14 protein-coding genes and 1 pseudogene are annotated in these 19,525 nt (G+C 43.2%); 13 read left to right on the top strand and 2 right to left on the bottom strand.

What is annotated here, in order from left to right:
* Nucleotides 1-20: 20 nt before the first annotated feature.
* The 13 genes and pseudogenes from uvrA (at nt 21) to BS63_RS0106610 (ending at nt 14,887) form a co-directional block, all read left to right on the top strand.
* Entirely contained in the window at nt 21-2,846 is a 2,826-nt protein-coding gene (gene uvrA / locus BS63_RS0106680) for an excinuclease ABC subunit UvrA (RefSeq protein WP_019770461.1), read from the top strand.
* A gap of 206 nt (nt 2,847-3,052) precedes the next feature.
* A complete protein-coding gene (locus BS63_RS0106675) occupies nt 3,053-4,153 on the top strand; it encodes an ATP-binding protein (RefSeq protein ID WP_004317359.1) in 1,101 nt (366 codons plus the stop codon).
* 279 nt (nt 4,154-4,432) lie between these two features.
* A complete protein-coding gene (locus BS63_RS0106670) occupies nt 4,433-5,314 on the top strand; it encodes a hypothetical protein (protein WP_004317356.1) in 882 nt (293 codons plus the stop codon).
* Nucleotides 5,315-5,334: 20 nt separating this feature from the next.
* Nucleotides 5,335-6,669, top strand: coding sequence for a hypothetical protein (locus tag BS63_RS0106665; RefSeq protein WP_004205711.1), 1,335 nt, complete (start codon nt 5,335-5,337; stop codon nt 6,667-6,669).
* A gap of 617 nt (nt 6,670-7,286) precedes the next feature.
* Nucleotides 7,287-8,620: pseudogene (locus BS63_RS0106650) on the top strand (MFS transporter).
* A 3-nt stretch (nt 8,621-8,623) separates the two neighbouring features.
* On the top strand, nt 8,624-9,340 hold the full coding sequence (locus BS63_RS0106645; protein WP_004205710.1) for a DUF4811 domain-containing protein: 717 nt from the start codon (nt 8,624-8,626) through the stop codon (nt 9,338-9,340).
* A 320-nt stretch (nt 9,341-9,660) separates the two neighbouring features.
* A complete protein-coding gene (locus BS63_RS0106640) occupies nt 9,661-11,160 on the top strand; it encodes an MDR family MFS transporter (RefSeq protein ID WP_004205708.1) in 1,500 nt (499 codons plus the stop codon).
* Complete coding sequence (locus tag BS63_RS0106635) at nt 11,157-11,861, top strand: DUF4811 domain-containing protein (RefSeq protein ID WP_004205707.1); 705 nt, start codon at nt 11,157-11,159, stop codon at nt 11,859-11,861. The genes BS63_RS0106640 and BS63_RS0106635 overlap by 4 nt, the downstream gene beginning before the upstream one ends.
* 598 nt (nt 11,862-12,459) lie before the next feature.
* Nucleotides 12,460-12,744: a hypothetical protein gene (locus BS63_RS0106630; protein ID WP_002962732.1), complete on the top strand. Its 285-nt coding sequence runs from the start codon at nt 12,460-12,462 to the stop codon at nt 12,742-12,744.
* Between the two features lie 40 nt (nt 12,745-12,784).
* On the top strand, nt 12,785-13,048 hold the full coding sequence (locus tag BS63_RS0106625; RefSeq protein ID WP_002962730.1) for a hypothetical protein: 264 nt from the start codon (nt 12,785-12,787) through the stop codon (nt 13,046-13,048).
* Between the two features lie 8 nt (nt 13,049-13,056).
* Entirely contained in the window at nt 13,057-13,236 is a 180-nt protein-coding gene (locus BS63_RS0106620) for a hypothetical protein (protein WP_019769239.1), read from the top strand.
* A gap of 119 nt (nt 13,237-13,355) precedes the next feature.
* A complete protein-coding gene (locus BS63_RS0106615) occupies nt 13,356-14,423 on the top strand; it encodes a M24 family metallopeptidase (RefSeq protein WP_002962729.1) in 1,068 nt (355 codons plus the stop codon).
* Nucleotides 14,424-14,431: 8 nt separating this feature from the next.
* On the top strand, nt 14,432-14,887 hold the full coding sequence (locus tag BS63_RS0106610) for a deoxycytidylate deaminase (protein ID WP_002962728.1): 456 nt from the start codon (nt 14,432-14,434) through the stop codon (nt 14,885-14,887).
* Between the two features lie 108 nt (nt 14,888-14,995).
* Here the strand turns inward: BS63_RS0106610 and BS63_RS0106605 are convergent, their stop codons facing one another.
* Together BS63_RS0106605 and BS63_RS0106600 are read right to left on the bottom strand one after the other, a co-directional pair.
* Nucleotides 14,996-17,875, bottom strand: a complete 2,880-nt coding sequence (locus BS63_RS0106605; protein WP_028798501.1) for a carbohydrate-binding domain-containing protein — start codon at nt 17,873-17,875, stop codon at nt 14,996-14,998.
* 165 nt (nt 17,876-18,040) lie between these two features.
* Nucleotides 18,041-19,435: an ISNCY family transposase gene (locus tag BS63_RS0106600; protein ID WP_028798431.1), complete on the bottom strand. Its 1,395-nt coding sequence runs from the start codon at nt 19,433-19,435 to the stop codon at nt 18,041-18,043.
* Nucleotides 19,436-19,525: the final 90 nt, after the last annotated feature.

The following is a 19,525-nucleotide window of genomic DNA, read 5'->3' as shown; positions in this document are numbered from 1 at the left end:
GGCTTGGTATCGTATATATTATGCAAGATAAATTAATTATTCATGGGGCTAGGGCCCACAATTTAAAGGATATTGATGTGGAGATTCCCCGCGATAAGTTGGTCGTGGTGACGGGTCTGTCAGGTTCTGGTAAGTCCAGTTTGGCCTTTGACACCATCTATGCCGAAGGTCAGCGTCGCTATGTGGAGAGTCTATCAGCCTATGCTCGTCAGTTTTTGGGCAATATGGAAAAGCCTGATGTGGACAGTATTGATGGTCTCAGCCCAGCCATTTCCATCGACCAAAAGACTACCAGCAAGAATCCTCGCTCGACCGTGGGAACAGCGACCGAAATCAATGACTACCTCCGCCTGCTCTATGCTCGGGTTGGGGTTCCCTACTGTCCCAATGGGCACGGTGAAATTTCTGCCAGCTCGGTCGAGCAAATTGTCGACAAGGTTTTAGAGCTCCCCGAACGCACGAGGATGCAGATTCTAGCCCCCGTTATCCGTCGCAAAAAAGGGCAACATAAGACCCTCTTTGACAAGGTTCAAAAAGAGGGCTATGTCCGTGTTCGGGTTGATGGTGACGTCTATGATGTGGCCGAAGTGCCTGAGCTGTCCAAGTCCAAGATGCACAATATTGAAGTGGTCATTGACCGCCTGGTTAATAAGGAAGGCATTCGCAGCCGTCTCTTTGATTCGGTTGAGGCAGCCCTGAGGATTGCGGATGGTTACGTCATTATCGATACCATGGATGGCAAGGACCTGCTCTTCTCTGAGCATTATTCCTGCCCTGTCTGTGGTTTTACCGTGCCTGAGCTGGAGCCCCGCCTCTTTTCCTTCAATGCTCCCTTTGGTTCTTGTCCGACCTGTGATGGCCTAGGCATGAAGTTGGTCGTTGATATGGATTTGTTGATTCCTGATCCCAGCAAGACCCTGAGAGAAGGGGCTCTTACTCCCTGGAATCCCATTTCTTCCAATTATTATCCAGCCATGTTGGAGCAGGCCATGGAAGCCTTTGGTGTTGATATGGATACGCCTTTTGAGGATCTGCCCCAAGACCAGCAGGCTCTCGTTCTCTATGGTTCTGATGACAAGGAATTCCATTTTCACTATGTTAATGACTTTGGTGGCGTGCGGGATATTGATATTCCCTTTGAAGGGGTTGTCAATAATGTCAATCGCCGCTACCACGAGACCAACAGTGATTTCACCCGCAATGTCATGCGGGGCTATATGAATGAGCTGACCTGTGCGACCTGCCACGGCTATCGCCTCAATGATGCCGCTCTCTCAGTTAAGGTTGGTGGTCAAGATGGTCTCAATATCGGTCAGATTTCCGACCTCTCTATTCAAGATCATTTAGCTCATCTGGAAACTTTGCAACTGTCAGACAATCAAGCCACCATTGCCGGTCCCATTCTCAAGGAAATCAAGGACCGCTTGACCTTCCTCAACAATGTTGGTCTCAACTATTTGACCCTATCTCGGATGGCAGGAACCTTGTCGGGTGGGGAAAGCCAACGGATTCGGCTGGCGACCCAGATTGGTTCTAACCTGAGTGGTGTTCTCTACGTCCTAGATGAACCCTCAATTGGTCTACACCAGAGAGACAATGACCGTCTGATTGCCAGCCTCAAGAAGATGCGGGACCTAGGCAATACCCTAATCGTGGTCGAACACGATGAAGATACCATGCGACAGGCCGACTGGCTGATTGATGTCGGCCCCGGTGCTGGCCAATTTGGTGGGGAAATTGTTGCCTCGGGTACTCCCAAACAAGTGGCCAGGGTCAAGAAATCCATTACCGGTCAATACCTGTCTGGTAAAAAGGAAATTCCTGTTCCCAGCCAAAGACGAAAGGGTAATGGTCGTTTCATTGAGGTCAGGGGAGCGTCCGAGCATAACTTGCAAAATATTAACGTGAAATTCCCTCTGGGCAAATTCATTGCCGTCACAGGAGTTTCGGGCTCTGGAAAATCTACCCTGGTCAATTCCATTCTCAAGAAGGCCATTGCCCAGAAGCTCAATCGAAATTCGGAAAAGCCTGGTAAGCACAAGAGCGTGGAAGGCATTGACAATATTGAACGCTTGATTGATATTGACCAAAGCCCAATCGGTCGGACCCCTCGTTCCAATCCAGCCACCTATACAGGTGTTTTCGATGATATTAGGGACCTCTTTGCCAAGACCAACGAAGCCAAAATTCGTGGTTACAAGAAGGGCCGCTTTAGCTTCAATGTCAAGGGTGGCCGCTGTGAGGCCTGCTCGGGTGACGGGATCATCAAGATTGAAATGCACTTTCTGCCCGATGTTTATGTTCCCTGTGAAGTTTGTCATGGTACCCGTTACAATAGCGAAACTCTGGAAGTTCACTATAAGGAGAAGAATATCGCTGAAGTTCTTGACATGACCGTCAACGATGCAGTTGACTTCTTCGCACCAATTCCAAAGATTGCCAGAAAACTCCAAACCATCAAGGATGTTGGCTTGGGTTATGTCACGCTGGGACAACCCGCTACAACTCTGTCTGGTGGGGAAGCCCAACGGATGAAGCTAGCTTCTGAGCTCCATAAACGCTCTACCGGTAAGTCCTTTTATATCTTGGATGAACCAACCACTGGCCTCCATACCGACGATATTGCTCGCCTGCTCAAGGTCCTGGAACGCTTCGTCGATGAAGGCAATACAGTCCTAGTTATCGAGCACAATCTAGATGTCATCAAGACTGCTGACCACCTGATTGACCTGGGACCAGAAGGTGGTGTTGGCGGTGGCCAAGTCATCGCCACCGGCACCCCAGAAGAAGTGGCCCAAAATGCCCAATCCTTCACCGGCCAATACCTGCAAGACAAGTTAAACTAATGCAAACGCCATCCGAAAGGGTGGTGTTTTTTTAGCAAAGGTCGTTCCCAAACTCAATTCAGCTTGCCAAAAAGTATAAAGCAGTATAAAATATAAACAAAAGTATAAAGCAGTATAAAATATAAACAAAAGTATAAAGCAGTATAAAATATAAACAAAAGTATAAAGCAGTATAAAAGAATATAAAAAGTATAAAGGAGAAACCTATGAATCCTTTTGATGTAGGATTTGGTAAAGTTCCCAAGATTTTTTTGGATCGAAGCGAGTTAGTTGAGACAACCCTTAAGGCTTTAAAAGATGAAAATAGCCTCTTTCAGACCAGTCTAGTCTATGGTATGAGAGGGTCAGGTAAGACTAGTTTTATGACTGAGGTCTCGGAAAAGTTGGCCAAGGACGACAAGTGGTTGACCATTGATTTATCAATTTCAGACGGCTTAATTGAAGATTTTGCCGATTATTTAGAAAAAGAAAGTAAAACAAATCAGGCATTAGCTGCTTCTATCCAAAGTTTGGGCCTTAGTGCTTTTGGCCTATCTGCATCTTTTTCACGAAAGGAAGAAGGGGAGGCTACCAAAATTAAGATTGAGAGCTTGCTTGAACAATTGACGGAGAAAAATATTTCCGTTCTTTTGACCATTGATGAGGTAACCAATACAAAGGCAGTCAGGGAATTTGCCTCCTTTTATCAAGTTTTGGTGCGAAAAAAATTTAAAATCGCTATTTTATTAGCAGGACTTCCAGAGAACATCAATCAACTGATTACACATGATGTTTTGACTTTCTTGTTAAGAGCTAATAAAATTCTTTTACCTACTTTAGGTGACTATTCAATAATGGACAGTTATCTCAAGACCTTTGGTAAGGGGGGACGGCAAATTAGTTCAGAAGTTCTAACAAAAATGGTTGCTTATGTTAAGGGCTATGCCTATGCCTTTCAACTTTTAGGCTATCTTCTCTGGAATCAAACTGAAAATAAAAAGAGGGTGACTGACAAGGATTTGGAAGCTGTTCTGCCTACTTATCAAGCCTATCTTTTCCAGAATGTCTACACTCTCATGTATCGGCAATTTACTGGGCAGGAGAAACTCTTTCTTAAGGTCATGGCTCAGAACGATGCTCTGGAGGTGCCATCTGCTTACTTAGTTGAAGAGCTTGGTAAAACTAAGGCCTATGTTAATGTCTATCGTGATCGTTTACTGAAAAGTCAGGTCCTAACAAGTCCAGAGCGGGGTCAATTGACTTTTAGTTTACCCTACTTCAAAGACTTCCTGCTTCAACAAGCTGCACTTGAGGCAGTAGAAATCTAGTTAACCAAGAGTCTAGCCTCAATTTTATGACTCTCAAGATCCTGTTTCAGACCGTCCGAATTTTCGGTTGGTCTTTTTCTTTCGCAAAATTTCTGTTTGAGAAAAGGGTAGAAATTGAAAAAAGTATAAAAATTTCCAAATAAATTTAGGACAAATCTTCCTAGCTTGTAAAGTTTTATTTCTTGGTAATATTGTCTTAGAGGCTGGACTTTGCTATACTAAAGGTGTTCTATAATTTTTAGAAAATTAACATTATGTTTAAGTGAGGGAGAGAATAGTATGGACGATTGGGAGATCAAAAATTCTATTGACCGTAACACTTGGGAGCAATCGCGTCAAGCTTCGGAATTAGGAAAGATGCGGCGGGACCAAGAAAGATTTCATCGGGAGATTTTAGATGAGCAGCAGGAGAGGGAAATGCGAGAGAAAATCTCCCGATTAGAGTTGGCTTTAGCACAGACGAGTGATTCTAAACAGCGACAAGGGGTTAAGAATCTATTGGATGAAGCAATATTAGAACAAAATGCTTATTATCTAGAAAAGGCTGAGCTAGAACGTCAGGAGAGACGCAGACAAATCATTTATAATATTTTTCTTGGCTTGATTTTAATCATTTTAGCCTTTGTTGCTTTTTTCCTCTGGAATTCTTATCAAAACAAAGAGGAACAAGCCAATCAGCTTCAAACGAGTTCTACTTCCTTGATTCAGAGTCAAGATGCTAGTAATCAAACAGACACAGCTTCTAAGTCTGATACTACTACAGAGGACAATAGTCCTTCTTATGACGGTGTTTTCCCTAGCCAAATGGTCGGAACTTGGCAAGGTAGCATGTCAGGGTCAGCAACGACTATTACCTTTTATGGTAATGGAGATTTACGTATAAAAATCAAAGGAGGTGACGGTAGTAGCTCTGAAATGTCGGGAACTGTATATTCAGTAGCTCCTGTTGATGATACGACCTATCGAATTGTTGATTATACGGGGACTGTACTACCTGCTCAGCTAGGTGGAGTAGGTGTTAAATATGATTTTGGTTATAAATTAAGTCCCGATGGACGTACTTTATATCCGATTCTTTGGCAGTATGGAATGAATGAGAAGCCAAATTATTCTAATTATACTGTCTATGAAAATGACTCTTATACTAAGGTTGGCAATTAATTAAAGAACTGGGATAGGCTATGGTTTCAGTAACACAACGCATTAGGGAGGTAAGGCAACCTCGTGGTGGCTACCTCCCAGCTAAAGATTTTAGTAAGATTGAACTTGATGATGGGGTCAATCTTTATAGTCAGGAAAATGTCCATCCCAGTTTAATTGGTCTGTCGGTGGACTATTTATCACGTTTTATGAATGGTAGTCCTAAGGAAAGGGCATTTACGATTTCCTTGCGGGGAGCAGAGATAATTGGTGAGGGAAATGTTGCAAGAGAACTTTTGGCTAGTATTGCTGCACTTGATGATAGGTCTATCGTCAGTACCATTAAGCTAGTTGGTTACGATGTTGTATTTCGAGCGGGTCCGCAAGGCTATAAACCAATTGAGGAGATAGAGCCTGATAAATGGACGATTTTTAATGTTCGAAAGATGGTCATACGCAGTCTAAAGTTTTTCAAGCAATTTGGCCCAGTTACCAAGGACGGTTTCACCTTCGAAGGGGCTTATACCGAGCTTATTAATTCAGGAGATGGAGACTTCCTGACCAAGGACACACTCTGGGATTTCAAAGTATCCCGCTCAGCCATCAACAAAAATCAAACGTTACAACTTTTGATTTATTACCTCCTAGGTCGACACTCTATTTATGATGATTTTTCATCCATAACTAAATTAGGAATTTTCAATCCTAGGCTTAACACGGTTTACTTGTTAGAAGTTTCTTCAATTTCCCCAGAGGTTACTTCTGAGGTAGAAAGAGAAGTCATTGGCTATGGATTAGATAATAACTTGTCCAATTCACTGGGAGCCTCGGAACCCAAAAGTATCTCACCTAGTGCATTTGCCGTGTCCAATCATCAAAGAAAAATGAGTAGGGATAAGTTTTGGAAGTCCTTTATGGCAATCCTTTTGTCGTTACTTTTGCTTCTTATATTCTGGTTAGTCTATCTTAATCATACTGTTAGACCATCGACAGATAATTTCTCTGACCAATCTACTAGTAGCGAAATAATCAGTTCAGAATCGTCAAAATCGAAGATTAGCAAGCCTAAGTCGAAAGTAAAAAAGAAAAGGTCAGCATCTAAAACAAAAGAGTATCGCACTCAGCCATCTTCCTCTTCTAGTTCTTCTTCAAGTTCAAGTCGTAACGAATCAAGTGATCCAAGCAGTTATTCTGATAGCAACGAAGACGATTATGGATACTCTGACTATAATGACGGCAACCAAGACTCTGATCTAGATCAATCAACCCAAGACGAGGGTCAACAGGCACAAGGGGACCAGAGTCAGGGACAAGAGGGCCAAGGTGGCGACCAAAGTCAAGTTAGTGGTGATGCCGGTCAAATGCCACAACAATAAGCAAAAGAGATTGGTTAATAAAAATTAATAATTTGATAGTCAAACTAAAATCATTAAGAAATTCCAAGGGTGCTCTTGTACCGCTCTTTTATTTTTTCCCCCGCCAAATTTGCAAAAGTGACAGAACTTAAGCTAAAAAGATTGAAATTGTCGGAGAAAAGGTATTTTCTAAAAACTATTTCATAAAATTTTCATTTTTTCCTTGACGAATTCAAAAAAACGAGTAGAATAGTTCCCGTGATAACTAGTTATCCTATCATCACTTAGTTCTTATATTTTTGTCTTTGGAGTGCACGTCAAAGGCAGCCTATCATTAAATTTTTTCTGTTCTCGGGGATCAAGCTAGTAGTTCTCTTGATAACCATTAGCAGTTTGGAGAAGTAGGTAAACATTAAATCTGAAAACAGTTGGTTTATCAATGATTCTTTCTGTTTTATACTAAATGAAAATTGGAAATAGTAAGGAGCAAAGACCTCTGCCCCCTAATGAGGTATAGGTGGACCGCGATAGTGGCTGCCGTTGCAAATCAAGATTTTCTAAATCCTAGATTGCTTTGTCCGTCGGATTGTTTCGATTTTCGAAGAGTTTTAGCATTCTAATGAAAAGGAGTTGTATTTATGTCCAGAAGTACGCATGATATTCATGGTAAGCCCTATAATCGGACCATCATGATTATCCTATTATTGATTGCTACCTTCGCTGGGGTTCTCAACCAGACCAGTCTAGGGACGGCTATTCCAACCTTAATGAAGAGTTTTGACCTCTCTTTGTCGACAGCCCAACAGGCAACAACCTAGTTCCTCCTGGCGAATGGAATTATGATTCCGGTCTCAGCTTTCTTAGCGACCCGATTTTCAACCAAATGGCTTTCTTTTAGTGCCTATTTTCTTTTAAATATCGGTCTCTTAATGACCACCTTTGCACCAACATCCAATTGGTATATTTTCCCGATTGGACGTGTCATTCAAGCCTGTGCAGTAGGCATTTCTGTGCCTCTGATGCAGGTCGTTATGGTTCATGTCTTTCCGCCTGAACAAAGAGGGGGGTAGCCATGGGGCTCAATGGTCTGGTTGTTGGTCTAGCTCCCGCTGTTGGTCCAACCTTGGCTGATTGGGTACTCAAGCAGAATTTTAATCTTTTTGGTCATGATTTGACTTGGCGAGGTATCTTTATCCTGCCTTTAGCCATTGTAGCAGTGGCCTTGCTTTTGTCTCCTTTCATTGTCAAAGATGTTGTGGATAACAAGCGGGTCAAGCTGGATATGATTTCACTCTTCCTTTCAATTCTTGGCTTTGGTAGTTTCCTTTGGGGCTTCACCAATGTAGCCGACAAGGGTTGGGGAGATATGACTTATGTCCTTGCTCCGATTATTCTTGGCTTACTAATTATCGCCCTCTTTGCCTACCGCCAACTGCGGATGGATGAGCCCTTCCTTGATATCTCTGTCTTTAAGAATAAACAATTCTTAGTGACAACAATTGCTGTTGCTCTTTCCATGATGGCCATGATGGGAGTTGCTATTTTGGCCATTGGTACAGTTCCCTTTGTCTATTTAACAGCTGCGACCCCTAATCATTTCATTACCCTGCTTTATGCCGTTCGGATGTTTGGACTGGGAATGATTATGATGCCATTAACAGCCAGTGCCATGAGTGCTTTACCAACAAGGGAAGCAGCTCACGGAACGGCAGCCAACAACACGGTGCGGCAAATTGCTTCGGCAATTGTTGTAGCTCTAGCTTCTAGTGTAACGCAAAATATCATTACAGATCATAAACCAGCTGCTAGTCTTAAGTTAGAAAATCCGTTGTCTTATGCTTCTAAGACCATTAGTGCTAGCTTAGATGGCTTTCATGCCTCCTTTGCTTTGGGCTTAGCTTTTGCCCTGATGGGTATTGCGGTCGCTCTCTTGCTTCGCAAGGGTAAAATTATTGAAAGAGAGGGGGACTAATCCATGATGATTTTAATAATAGCTCTAGCAACACTGGCCACCTTTGTTAGCTGGATGTTAATTTCAAAAGCCAGTCTACGCTACCTACTTGGTATCTTGTCTATGGCCATTTTAGGACTTTCGGTCTACTTCCTGACGGATCATTTTCTTAATCATACGGGAATGAAGGTTGAAACGACAACGACAACACAGCAGATTTATTCTGCCGGTGACCCTAGTCAAGCTTATGGGATGATTATTTATAAAAATTTAGGAACTAAGACAGACAACAAGGTCATTATTTACCGTAATCAAAAAGACGATAAAAAGGCGACGAGTCACTTTGTCCCAGATAAAAAAGATGCCATCGAGGCTGTTAAAAAGTCAGCAGATTTTGAACTGGCGGATGTTAAACAGGCTCAGGTTAAGACGACAACTAAACGCTATGTTTGGAAGTCTCAGACAGCCAAAAGGCTCTACGGTTTTGGCGGGGAAAACAAAGAACTCGTTTCTCAAAAATCGGTCGTCCAACTCCCCAAGAAAACTTGGCTGGCCTTGACACCAGACCAGGCTAAAAAGCTGTCGTCCGTGGCAGGACAAATGAAGGAACAAATGGAGTCCCAGATGGCAGCCAATCCCCAACAAGCTAGGCAGATTCAGGAACTTGCTCAATCGGATCCGCAAGCTTATGCCCAAATGCAGGTGAAGATGATCAAGGAGATTTTGAAAATAAAAAGCTGATTTCAAGCTTATGATAGATAAAGCGAAGGCAAGATAGGAGTGGTAACAGGATCTCCCAGCCTTCGTCTTTTTTTGCCAATCTTTACCATTGGAAAAAAGCTTCTATACAGTGCTCTAGCTGGATTTCCAAATTTTCCTACAGAATATCTGAATTTTTTCCATTCGCTTTTCTTGACCTTTCTGAAAAAATGAGTAAAATAGTTTTCGTGATAACTGCTGGCTAGGCCGGTAGACTGACGAATAGGCTAGATAGACTTGAAAGAAGAGCATTTCTTTTAAGTTTTCTTATTGCCTAACATTTTATGAAAAGGAGTTGTACGATGTCGAGAAGTACACATGATATTCATGGAAAATCCTATAACAGGACAGCCATGATTGTTCTCTTGCTGGTGGCTACCTTCGCAGGGGTTCTCAACCAAACCAGCTTAGGGACAGCTATCCCAACCTTGATGAAGAGTTTTGACATTTCTTTGTCAACGGCCCAAGAGGCGATCACTTGGTTCCTGTTGGCTAATGGGATTATGATTCCAGTATCGGCCTTTTTGGCTACCCGTTTTTCAACCAAGTGGCTCTATTTTAGTGCCTATGTCATTCTGGTGGTGGGACTCCTGATGACCACTTTGGCTCCAACTTCTAACTGGAATATTTTTCTGGTTGGACGGATTATTCAAGCCTGTGCTGTTGGGATCACTATGCCCCTGATTCAGGTGGTCATGGTTAATGTCTTCCCTGCAGAACAGCGGGGAGCTGCCATGGGGCTCAATGGTCTGGTCGTTGGACTGGCTCCAGCCATTGGTCCAACATTGGCTGGCTGGATTCTCAAACAGAATTTTAGTCTCTTTGGTCATGATTTAAGCTGGCGGGCCATCTTTATCATTCCCTTGGCTATTTTGATTTTGTCCCTCATCCTGTCCCCCTTCTTAATTAAGGATGTTGTTGATAATAAGTCTGTCAAGTTGGACTTACCTTCTCTGGTTCTGTCTATCCTTGGTTTTGGCAGCTTCCTTTGGGGCTTCACTAATGTTGCCGACCATGGTTGGGGAAATATGGGTTATGTCATTGCACCGATTATTATTGGGCTGATCGTTATCATCCTTTTTGCCTACCGCCAGCTGCATATGGATCAACCATTCTTGGACATTTCGGTTTTTGAAAACAAACAGTTTCTTGTGACAACCATCGCCATTGCTCTTTCAATGATGGCCATGATGGGGGTCGAAATGATGCTGCCTCTTTATATGCAAAATGTTCACGGTCTGTCTGCTCTTGACTCTGGTTTGGCTCTTTTGCCAGGTGCCTTGATGATGGGGATAGTCAGCCCAATTTCCGGTAGTGTCTACGATAAGGTTGGTGCGCGTCGCCTAGCTATGATTGGTTTTATTATCTTGGGAATTGGTACAGTTCCCTTTATCTTCCTGACGGCATCAACACCTGACCACTTCATCAGCTTGCTCTATGCCGTTCGGATGTTTGGCATTGCCATGATTATGATGCCACTGACTGCCAGTGCTATGAGTGCACTTCCTCCCCATGAAGCGGCCCACGGTACGGCGGCTAACAATACGGTACGGCAAATTGCTTCTGCCATCGTTGTCGCTCTCTTGTCCAGTGTGACCCAAAATGTTATCAACGACAATAAGCCATCTGCTGCCTTGAAAGCCATGGATCCCTTGAAGTATGGCTCAAAAATGATTGATGCTAGTCTATCCGGCTTCCATGTTTCCTTTACTCTGGGACTATCCTTTGCAGTCTTAGGTTTATTCGTCGCTCTCTTGTTGCGTAAGGGGAAAATCATTGAAAAGGAGGACAATGATAAATGATTATTTTAATTATTGGACTAGCAACCTTGGCAACCTTTGGCTCATGGATGCTACTGTCTTCAAAAGCTCTGCGCTATGGGCTAGGGCTTCTGTCCCTCCTAGTCTTGGCTGGTTCTGTCTACCTCCTGACCGATCATTTTGTTAATCATACAGGTATGACGGTTGAAAATAGGGTGGTAACTCAAAAGATTTATACTGCTGGAGATAGTAAGCTTCCCTATGGTGTCCTCGTTTATAAGGATCTGGGCAGCAAGGCAAGCAGTAAGGTTCTAGTTTACCGAGCTAGCAAGGAAGATAAGGATGCCAAGGCATACTTCATTCCAGATACCAAACATGCAACGGAAGCTGTCAAGAAAACAGCAACCTACCAATTGGCTGATGTCAAAGAGGCTCAAGTTAAAACCACGACCAAGCGGTACGTTTGGAAGTCAAAAACGGCTAAATTGCTCTATGGTTTTGGTGGGGAATCAGGGGAATTGGTCTCCCAAAAATCTGTTGTTCAAGTCCCCAAGAAAACTTGGCTGGTTCTGTCACAAGATCAAGCCAAGAAATTAGCGGGTCTTGCCAAACAGCTGCAAGGTCAAATGGCTGCTGATCCTGCCAAGGCCCAAGCAATGCAGGCTCTGGCCAAATCAAATCCTGAGGCCTACGCTGAGATGCAAGTTTCGGCTATCAAGAAGGCTTTAAAAATTAAAGATTAATGAAGAATACGATAAGGTGCTGAGAATAATCTCGGTTCCTTTTTCTTAGTGTATTTTATTATCTGGGAGAGCTTAGGGGAAACAAGGGAAGCTCCCTAAAGTTTTTATTAATGTTTCTGAATCAGAAAAGATTAGTCGTATAGGATAAAGTGCCTCCCAAAAGTTAGACATTATATTAGATGAAAGATTGCGTTTCTGCATTGTATGGGAATTAGTCCTTTTAGATGGAAGTTGAGGTCTGCAATTAAAAGAGGCCTTTTACTGACATAGTACTTATAAAAAACGATTAATTCAGGAAGATGTCTTCAAGGAGATTAATATTTTAAGTTTCCCTGGCATGAGAGCAGCTCTAGGTTCTTAAATCCCAAGCAATTTTACTAAACTACTAGAGTGAGATATTAAGATGCCAATTCCAATCTAGCGAAAAATAATTATCAGAAATTTTATATTATTTTTATGGAGCATTAACATTCTAATGAAAAGTGCCAGAAGACCTTGATTAAGAAAAATTCAAGTGATAGGATAAGCGTCGTAAAATAAATTTGTTGCCAGAGGTGCTTGCTGATGCCTTCGGTAACTTATAATAAGGAGAATTTTTATGAACACAGTAACATTGGATACTATGGTGTTAGAAAACTTTGAAGTAGCTGATGCAGATTATCTCACAGAAATTGACGCAGGAAATGCCTTTGGAGCAGTTGTTGGTTTTGCAGGTGGTTTTGCTGGAGGCTTTCTTAAGGGTGCAATGACAGGTGCTGAAGCTGGAACTTTGGCAGAACCTGGTGCAGGTACTATTGCAGGTGCGCTTCTTTGTGGAGTTGGTCAAGGACTCGTGGCTGGTACAGCGACAGGTCTTGCTGGCTATAAATATTTAGATTTGTAAAATTCGACAAACAATACAATTAACTAATATGGAGGAATATATGAATTCTATAGCGTTTAATGATTTTGAAATTGTAGATAGTGAAAATCTTGTAGAAATTGGTGGTAGATTTAATGCCTGGGGTGCTACAATAGGTTTCGCAGGAGGTTTTATCGGCGGAGCTATTGATGGAGCAGGAAAAGGTTTGATTGCTGGAACTGCAGCGGAACCGGGAGCTGGAAGTGTTGTAGGAGCTGTTTTGGGTGGAATAGGTGAAGGATTAATAGCTGGAACGACTTGCGGAATAGCAGGCTCACAGGTTTAGTTACTATTATGAGTAAATTTTTCAAAGATAATTTCCTAATATTTTTAATTGCTATTCTAGCTCTTATCACTATCCTATCACCGAGTAAACAATTTGGAAAGTTTATGTTTATTGTACTTTTGCTTACCGTTTTAAGTATGGCTATTATCTATTTAATCAAACTTTTCCAATTTTTTAGAAACAAGTAATGTATACTTGAATTACCCCCGCCTCCATCATGGTGTTGGGGCCTTTTTGGTTCATTCAAATTAGTAATTTCAGTCTAATCATGCTAGAATAAAGTCATTAAAGGGGAGGTGATTCTCAGGTGTCTGAGGCGCGTGTTGAAAAATTAGTGACATCCCTGAAGCAGACGGCTTGCGATGGCTTCCTAGTCACTAATCTGACCAATATCTATTATTTGACTGGCTTTCATGGAACGGCTGGAACAATTTTTATCTCAGAAGGACTCCGACTCTTTCTGACGGACTCTCGCTATAGTCTTTTAGCTAGAGAGCAGGTTAAGGGTTTTGATATTATTGAGACTCGCCAGCCTCTGACTGAAATTGCTCAGCTTATCAGAGACGATAAGTTGAAGACGATTGGCTTTGAGGGAGAGGCAATCTCTTATAATTTTTATCAGCACTTGCGGTCTATTTTTACAGGTTACCAGCTAGAGTCGCTGAACGATTTGATTGAGAACTTGCGGATGATTAAAGACTCTGGTGAAATTGAAACCATTGGTCAGGCCTGCAAGATTTCTGATCAGGCCTTCTTAGATGCTTTGGACTTTATCAAACCCAACCAGACCAGTGAAATTGACCTTGCTAATTTTCTTGATTTTCGGATGCGAGGATTAGGAGCCAGCGGTCCTTCTTTTGACTTTATCGTGGCTTCGGGTCAGCGGTCAGCCATGCCCCACGGTCGAGCCAGCGATAAAATCATTCGTCAGGGTGAGACTTTAACCATGGATTTTGGTTGTATCTATAACCATTATGTCAGCGATATGACACGGACTATCCATATCGGTCAGCCTTCCGATGAGGAGCGGGCTGTCTATGAGCTTGTCCTCAAGAGTAATCGGGCGGTTATTGATGATGTCAAGGCGGGAATAAAACGCTGTGATTATGATCGGATTGCTCGCCAAGTTATCGCTCAAGCTGGTTACGGTGATTTCTTTACCCATGGTATTGGTCATGGCATTGGTTTAGCTATTCATGAAATTCCTTACTTTGGTCAATCAGCGGACTTGGTGGAGGCTGGGATGACCATTACCGATGAGCCTGGGATTTATCTGGATGGAAAATTCGGGGTCAGAATTGAAGATGATATTCTGGTAACTAAGACAGGCTGTCAGGTTTTGACTCAAGCCCCCAAGGAATTAATTGTCATTTAGGAGGTTTTATGACGGAAGAACGACTATCTTGGCAGGATTATTTTATGGCCAATGCTGAGCTGATTTCTAAGCGATCAACCTGCGATCGAGCTTATGTTGGTGCGGTTCTGGTCAAGGATAAGCGGATTATTGCGACCGGCTACAATGGAGGTGTTTCCGAGACTGACAACTGTAATGAGGTCGGTCATTACATGGAAGACGGTCACTGTATTCGGACGGTTCACGCAGAAATGAATGCCCTGATTCAATGTGCCAAGGAAGGAATCTCGACCAAAAATACTGAAATCTATGTTACCCATTTCCCCTGTATCAACTGTACTAAGGCGCTCTTGCAGGCGGGTGTCAAGAAGATCACCTATAAGGCTGACTATCGTCCCAATGCTCTGGCTATCGAGTTGATGAAGCAAAAGGGTGTGGACTATATCCAGCATGATGTTCCCCATATTATTTTAGGGGAAGACTGAGGGCATTCTTATCAGTTTTCTATAAATATAAAACAAATCAACCCCACAAACTGCTGGGGTTGATTTGTTTTATCAGTGCTTTTTAGTCCTTTTTGAGGACGGACATCGTTAGTTAAGCTGACCTAAGAGCCAGTTTAGAATAGTCGCAAGGAGAGAGTTGCTTTTTGTTTTTTGGAAAGCTTGATTTTGAGAAGTTCTCTTTTCTGGATTTTTTTGAGTCTCTTTTTGAGGTGATTCTGTCCGCTCATTTTTTTGAGAAGAAGTGGAGGTGAAATGATTTATCGCCTCTTGAACTTGTTCAGTCTGTTGCCCCTCAGATTTTTGGCTTGGGAGCCAGTTTTGTTGGGAATGTTGCTTATTTTGAGCCTGTTTAGTGGGTGTTGACGAAGTCAACTGTGATGTCTGATCTTCTCTAAGAGCCTCTGCACCTTGGCTTTTTCCATTAGCCTGTACTTCTTGCCTAGGTTGGTCAGTTTTCCCTGCTCTTTTAGCCTGTCTACTAGCTGTGGCAGCCGTATCACTTGTGAAGTCTGGCCTAGGCTGGCTGGTTTCTGATTTATTGGCGGTTGAGTCTCCTCTTCCAGTGGCATTCGTGCTATTAGGAACCTGTCCAGCCTTACCTTGGGAATCGGTGGGTCTAGTCTTGCCAGCAGCCTGTTCGCTTGCTGAACTAATTCCATTATCGGCATGATTTGCAACATTTGTCGGTGTAGTTGATATCGTGTCAGTGCTTGAACTTACTTCACTGGTGCTGGTACCTGGTTCTTTTTCTGTTGCTGGTTGCGACGCTGTACTATCTGCCTGAGTTTCAGAACTTGCTGGTGTAGTCGATGCCGCATCCGTATTTGAGCTAATTTCACTGGTGCTAGTGGATCCTGCTTCGCTAGTATTTGAGGTATCGGATTCTTGTTCAGTTGCTGGCAGCGACGCTGTACTATCTGCCTGAGTTTCAGAATTTGCCGGTGTAGTCGATGCCGCATCCGTATTTGAACTTGTTTCTTCACTAGTACTGCTAGACCCTGCTACAGTCTCACTCGTGTTGCTGGTGGTGCTTGAGAAGTCTGGTGCTTGTCCGGGATTTGCCGGAAATCCATTAGGTGGTGTCATATTTCCAGATTGGCTAGGAGCACCATTAGGTGGCGTCATATTTCCAGATTGGTCAGGAGCACCATTAGGTCCGCCTCCCATACCACCGAAAGCATTGGCAGAAGTTTCTTCTGTTGCCGTGGCAGTTGTCGTGGAGCCAGATGAAGTGGTAATCGTGTAGGTTTGTCCTGATTCTAAGACAGCATCGCTAAAGACCACGTTACCGAAGGAAGTTGTTGCAGTAGTGGTTGCAATGAGATTACCATCGCTGTCCGTTACGGTGACAGTATCTCCTTCTGAACCTGACAGATTAGCCATAATATAGGCCTGACTGGACCCTGTTGTAAAGGCTTGAGCCATTCCCTGATTTCCCAAAGCCCAGACGGTTCCGCCAGAGATGATGCCAGTACCATCATAGTCAAGGGCAGAATTGTCAACCGATGTTTGTGTCACGTAGACAGAACCGGCAGAGATAGCTAGGTTTCCGTTGCTATCAATACCATCTCCATCTGCACTGATAGTGACAGTAGCGCCAGCAATAGTAATGATGACCGTATTTTCGATATCTGCGGTTGTATTTGTTAAATTACTTAAATCAGCATCGTCCTTAGTTGTCCATTCAGTGGCATTGAGGCCGTCATCACCAGCGTCAATCGTAATGGTACCGCTATTGAGATTGATGGAACGTCCTTCAATGCCTTCGTCTCCAGCGGTTATTGTCAGATTCGTCTCTCCATCAACCGTTGCACTGTCTGAAACAGTAATTCCTTTATCGGTTGATGTTATGGTGATGTCAGAGTCAGTGATGATTAAATCACCCGAATTGACATCGGTATCATCGTCTACTTGGATACCATCATCGCCGGCTGAAATAGTCATTGTAACCTTATCGAGGGTCAAGCTGCTAGTGGCATGAATCCCGTCCTTGTCACTAGAAGTGAGTGCTAGACCGAGGTTGGAGAGATTAACGCTATCTGCCTTTATAGCATGGTTACTTGTTGCCGTTGCTGTCAGATTGCTGGAGTTGCTGCTGGAAATTGTCAGAGCTCCTTCGGCTTCAATCGCATTAGTGCTATCTGAACTTACTGAACTATCAGAGCTGACAGAGATGGTTAAGTCGCCCGCAGAGTAGATATTGCTGGAGGTCAAATCAAGATTATCAAGAATGAGTGTTACTTGATCAGCCACACTGCTGTCTACGACAATTTGATAGCCATTGGCCTTACCACTTAAGACATAGCTACCAGCTTCTGTAATGGTAACAATATAGTTGGAAACCGTCACAGCTGCTGTTTCTGCAGTATCTGCAACATCGGTGGAAACAGTTGATTCACCTGTATCACTATCTGTTGAAAAGGTGATTGTGGTTGAACTTGTTTCATTATTAGTGTCACTATCTGCTGAGCTAGCGGCTTGCGAGGCAGAAGCTAGTTCGGAGCTGGCGGTAGAAGAACCTGCCTCTGTGGAAGTGCTAGCTGTGGACGAACCTTCTGAAAGTCTTGTCTCAGCTCCTTCAGAGCTGCTTGCGCTCGAAGAGTTAACAGTCTCTGGGCTAGAGCTGGTTTCGGAACTTGTTGCTTCCGTACTCGTTTGTTCAGAAGTGCTTTGAGAGTTGGTTTGCTCTGTTGAGCTAGTATTGGTAGTTTGTGTGTCAGTTGACTGCGTTTGAGAGTTCTCAGTTGTGCCTGAAGTTGCTGTATCAGTCGAAACTGTTGTTTCTTTTGACTGACTTGTTGTTGTGACTTCTCCTGCTTGCTCTTCGGCAAAAGTAGAAGAGGATATCACCCCCGTCGTGATAAGAGCACCTGACAGGATTAGTGCTCCCACCAATCCGTGTGCCTTGCTTTTACGTAGGGTACCATAACCCTTTAGTTCGGTTCTGTGTTTCGGTGAGTTTGCCATAATCAGTACCTCCTTAAAAAGTAATGGGGCCTATCCTAACTTAGTTTTCTTAAGACAGCGTGAAAATTTTCTTAAGAGCCACTAAAAGTCTTGGATACCATAAAAGATTGTCAATCGAAAATGACTTTGTCCCGTCAAAATCAAGTTGATAGGAGAAAAAATCTGCTATAATTGTAGGCGAGAAGCCTTGTTCTTCTCAGCTTGAAATTCTTCATAGGATTTTCCAATCTTATGAAGATATTGTTTGAAAGATGCAAGTTTCCACGGGTGTGATTGTGGAGGAATATACTTGCGTCTTTCTTTTTTCTTTTCTTGGGCTGGTTCAAATTCATCTGAATGGCGTTCGTGTTCCTGTAAAGGCCTAGTAGCATAAGTCTTGTCAGCGATATTGAGGTAGATGTCACCGTTAAAAGCCTCAATAACCAAGGCTTTCGTTTTTCGGGCAAAGAAGACTTCCTTGTCTCCCTCAGTGGGTAAGTAAAACTTGTTTTGATAACGAATATGGTGCCCACTATCAATCACTCTTTCACTCACCCTAGCTAGAAGTAGATTCCTCTGAGCAGGCTTAGGAGCCTCCTCAAAAACGGATAAGCTTGCTTTGGCTCCGAACTGCTTGTTAAACCGCTTGATCCAGCCTTTTAGGTAACGGTTGGCTTGGTCAATGCTTGTGATACCATGCCTTTGGAGGTCAATCGGAAGGCGGGACTGCAGGGTCTGATTGAGCCTTTCGACTCGCCCCTTGGCTTGTGGAATAGATGAGGTCTTGATGGCGATGCCCAGCTGATGGCAGGCGTAGCCAAATTGCGTGAAGGTGTCCTCTTCCATCTTTTTGGACTGTTTAGAGACATAAGTGAAGACTGTTCGCTTATCGGTCAGGAACTGAAAAGGGATGCCTTGGGTTGCAAGAATCTGTTCCAAAACATGGTAGTAGCCCTTCAGGGTTTCTTGGGTGTCAAAGTAAGCCCCGACAATATCACCAGAGGCATCATCAATGGCGACGTGAAGATGGGTTTCCTCTTGTCCAAACCAAAAGAATTGACTGGCATCCATTTGGATAAGCTCGCCTCTATATTTTTTTCTAGCCCGACTAGGATGGGCTTTCTCTGGTTCTTCTAAGAAGTCGCTAGCAGTAGGGAGGAGTGGCTCTTCTTTAGCTTGCTTGCGTTTCTTAGCCTCTTTTTTTAAGCGTTTCTTGGTTTTTCGTTGTGTCTTAGGTGAGAGAAACCCAGCTTGATAGAGGAGCTTTCTCACGGTAGTATCGGAGTAACAGATGCCGTCTTCCTCAGCTAGGAGCTCACAAAAATGAACAACATTAGGTCTCATAGCTCCATAGTCTCGATATTTCCCAATAATTCTTTCTTTGATTTCTGGAGGCATAGTGTGGGCTGGCTGTTTCTGCCTATTCCCATGGATAAAAGCCTGCTTACCCTTATTCTGATAGGCAATGACTAGGCGATTCACCTGCCTTTTGGATATGCCAAGCTCCACACAGGCCCTATTCTTTGTTTTCTTTCCGTCACAGACTGCTTTAATAGTGATATATTTCTTAGTCTCAGTCATGGTTAGCTCATTTTTCCTCATCATTCTAGTTTAACAGATGGGACATTTTCTCCTTCGACCTAACTAAGACATTATCACTTTCGAATGATA

Source organism: Streptococcus sobrinus DSM 20742 = ATCC 33478 (genome assembly GCF_000686605.1).
GTDB classification, from domain to species: Bacteria; Bacillota; Bacilli; order Lactobacillales; family Streptococcaceae; genus Streptococcus; species Streptococcus sobrinus.
Note: the sequence above shows the minus strand (reverse complement) of the source record. Positions and strands in the feature narration are given on the sequence as shown.

Bases quoted from the DNA above. Each gene is read 5' to 3' on its own strand.
- uvrA (WP_019770461.1), top strand. From the start codon at position 21: ATGCAAGATAAATTAATTATTCATGGGGCTAGGGCCCACAATTTAAAG.
- BS63_RS0106675 (WP_004317359.1), top strand. From the start codon at position 3,053: ATGAATCCTTTTGATGTAGGATTTGGTAAAGTTCCCAAGATTTTTTTG.
- BS63_RS0106670 (WP_004317356.1), top strand. From the start codon at position 4,433: ATGGACGATTGGGAGATCAAAAATTCTATTGACCGTAACACTTGGGAG.
- BS63_RS0106665 (WP_004205711.1), top strand. From the start codon at position 5,335: ATGGTTTCAGTAACACAACGCATTAGGGAGGTAAGGCAACCTCGTGGT.
- BS63_RS0106645 (WP_004205710.1), top strand. From the start codon at position 8,624: ATGATGATTTTAATAATAGCTCTAGCAACACTGGCCACCTTTGTTAGC.
- BS63_RS0106640 (WP_004205708.1), top strand. From the start codon at position 9,661: ATGTCGAGAAGTACACATGATATTCATGGAAAATCCTATAACAGGACA.
- BS63_RS0106635 (WP_004205707.1), top strand. From the start codon at position 11,157: ATGATTATTTTAATTATTGGACTAGCAACCTTGGCAACCTTTGGCTCA.
- BS63_RS0106630 (WP_002962732.1), top strand. From the start codon at position 12,460: ATGAACACAGTAACATTGGATACTATGGTGTTAGAAAACTTTGAAGTA.
- BS63_RS0106625 (WP_002962730.1), top strand. From the start codon at position 12,785: ATGAATTCTATAGCGTTTAATGATTTTGAAATTGTAGATAGTGAAAAT.
- BS63_RS0106620 (WP_019769239.1), top strand. From the start codon at position 13,057: ATGAGTAAATTTTTCAAAGATAATTTCCTAATATTTTTAATTGCTATT.
- BS63_RS0106610 (WP_002962728.1), top strand. From the start codon at position 14,432: ATGACGGAAGAACGACTATCTTGGCAGGATTATTTTATGGCCAATGCT.
- BS63_RS0106605 (WP_028798501.1), bottom strand. From the start codon at position 17,875: ATGGCAAACTCACCGAAACACAGAACCGAACTAAAGGGTTATGGTACC.
- BS63_RS0106600 (WP_028798431.1), bottom strand. From the start codon at position 19,435: ATGACTGAGACTAAGAAATATATCACTATTAAAGCAGTCTGTGACGGA.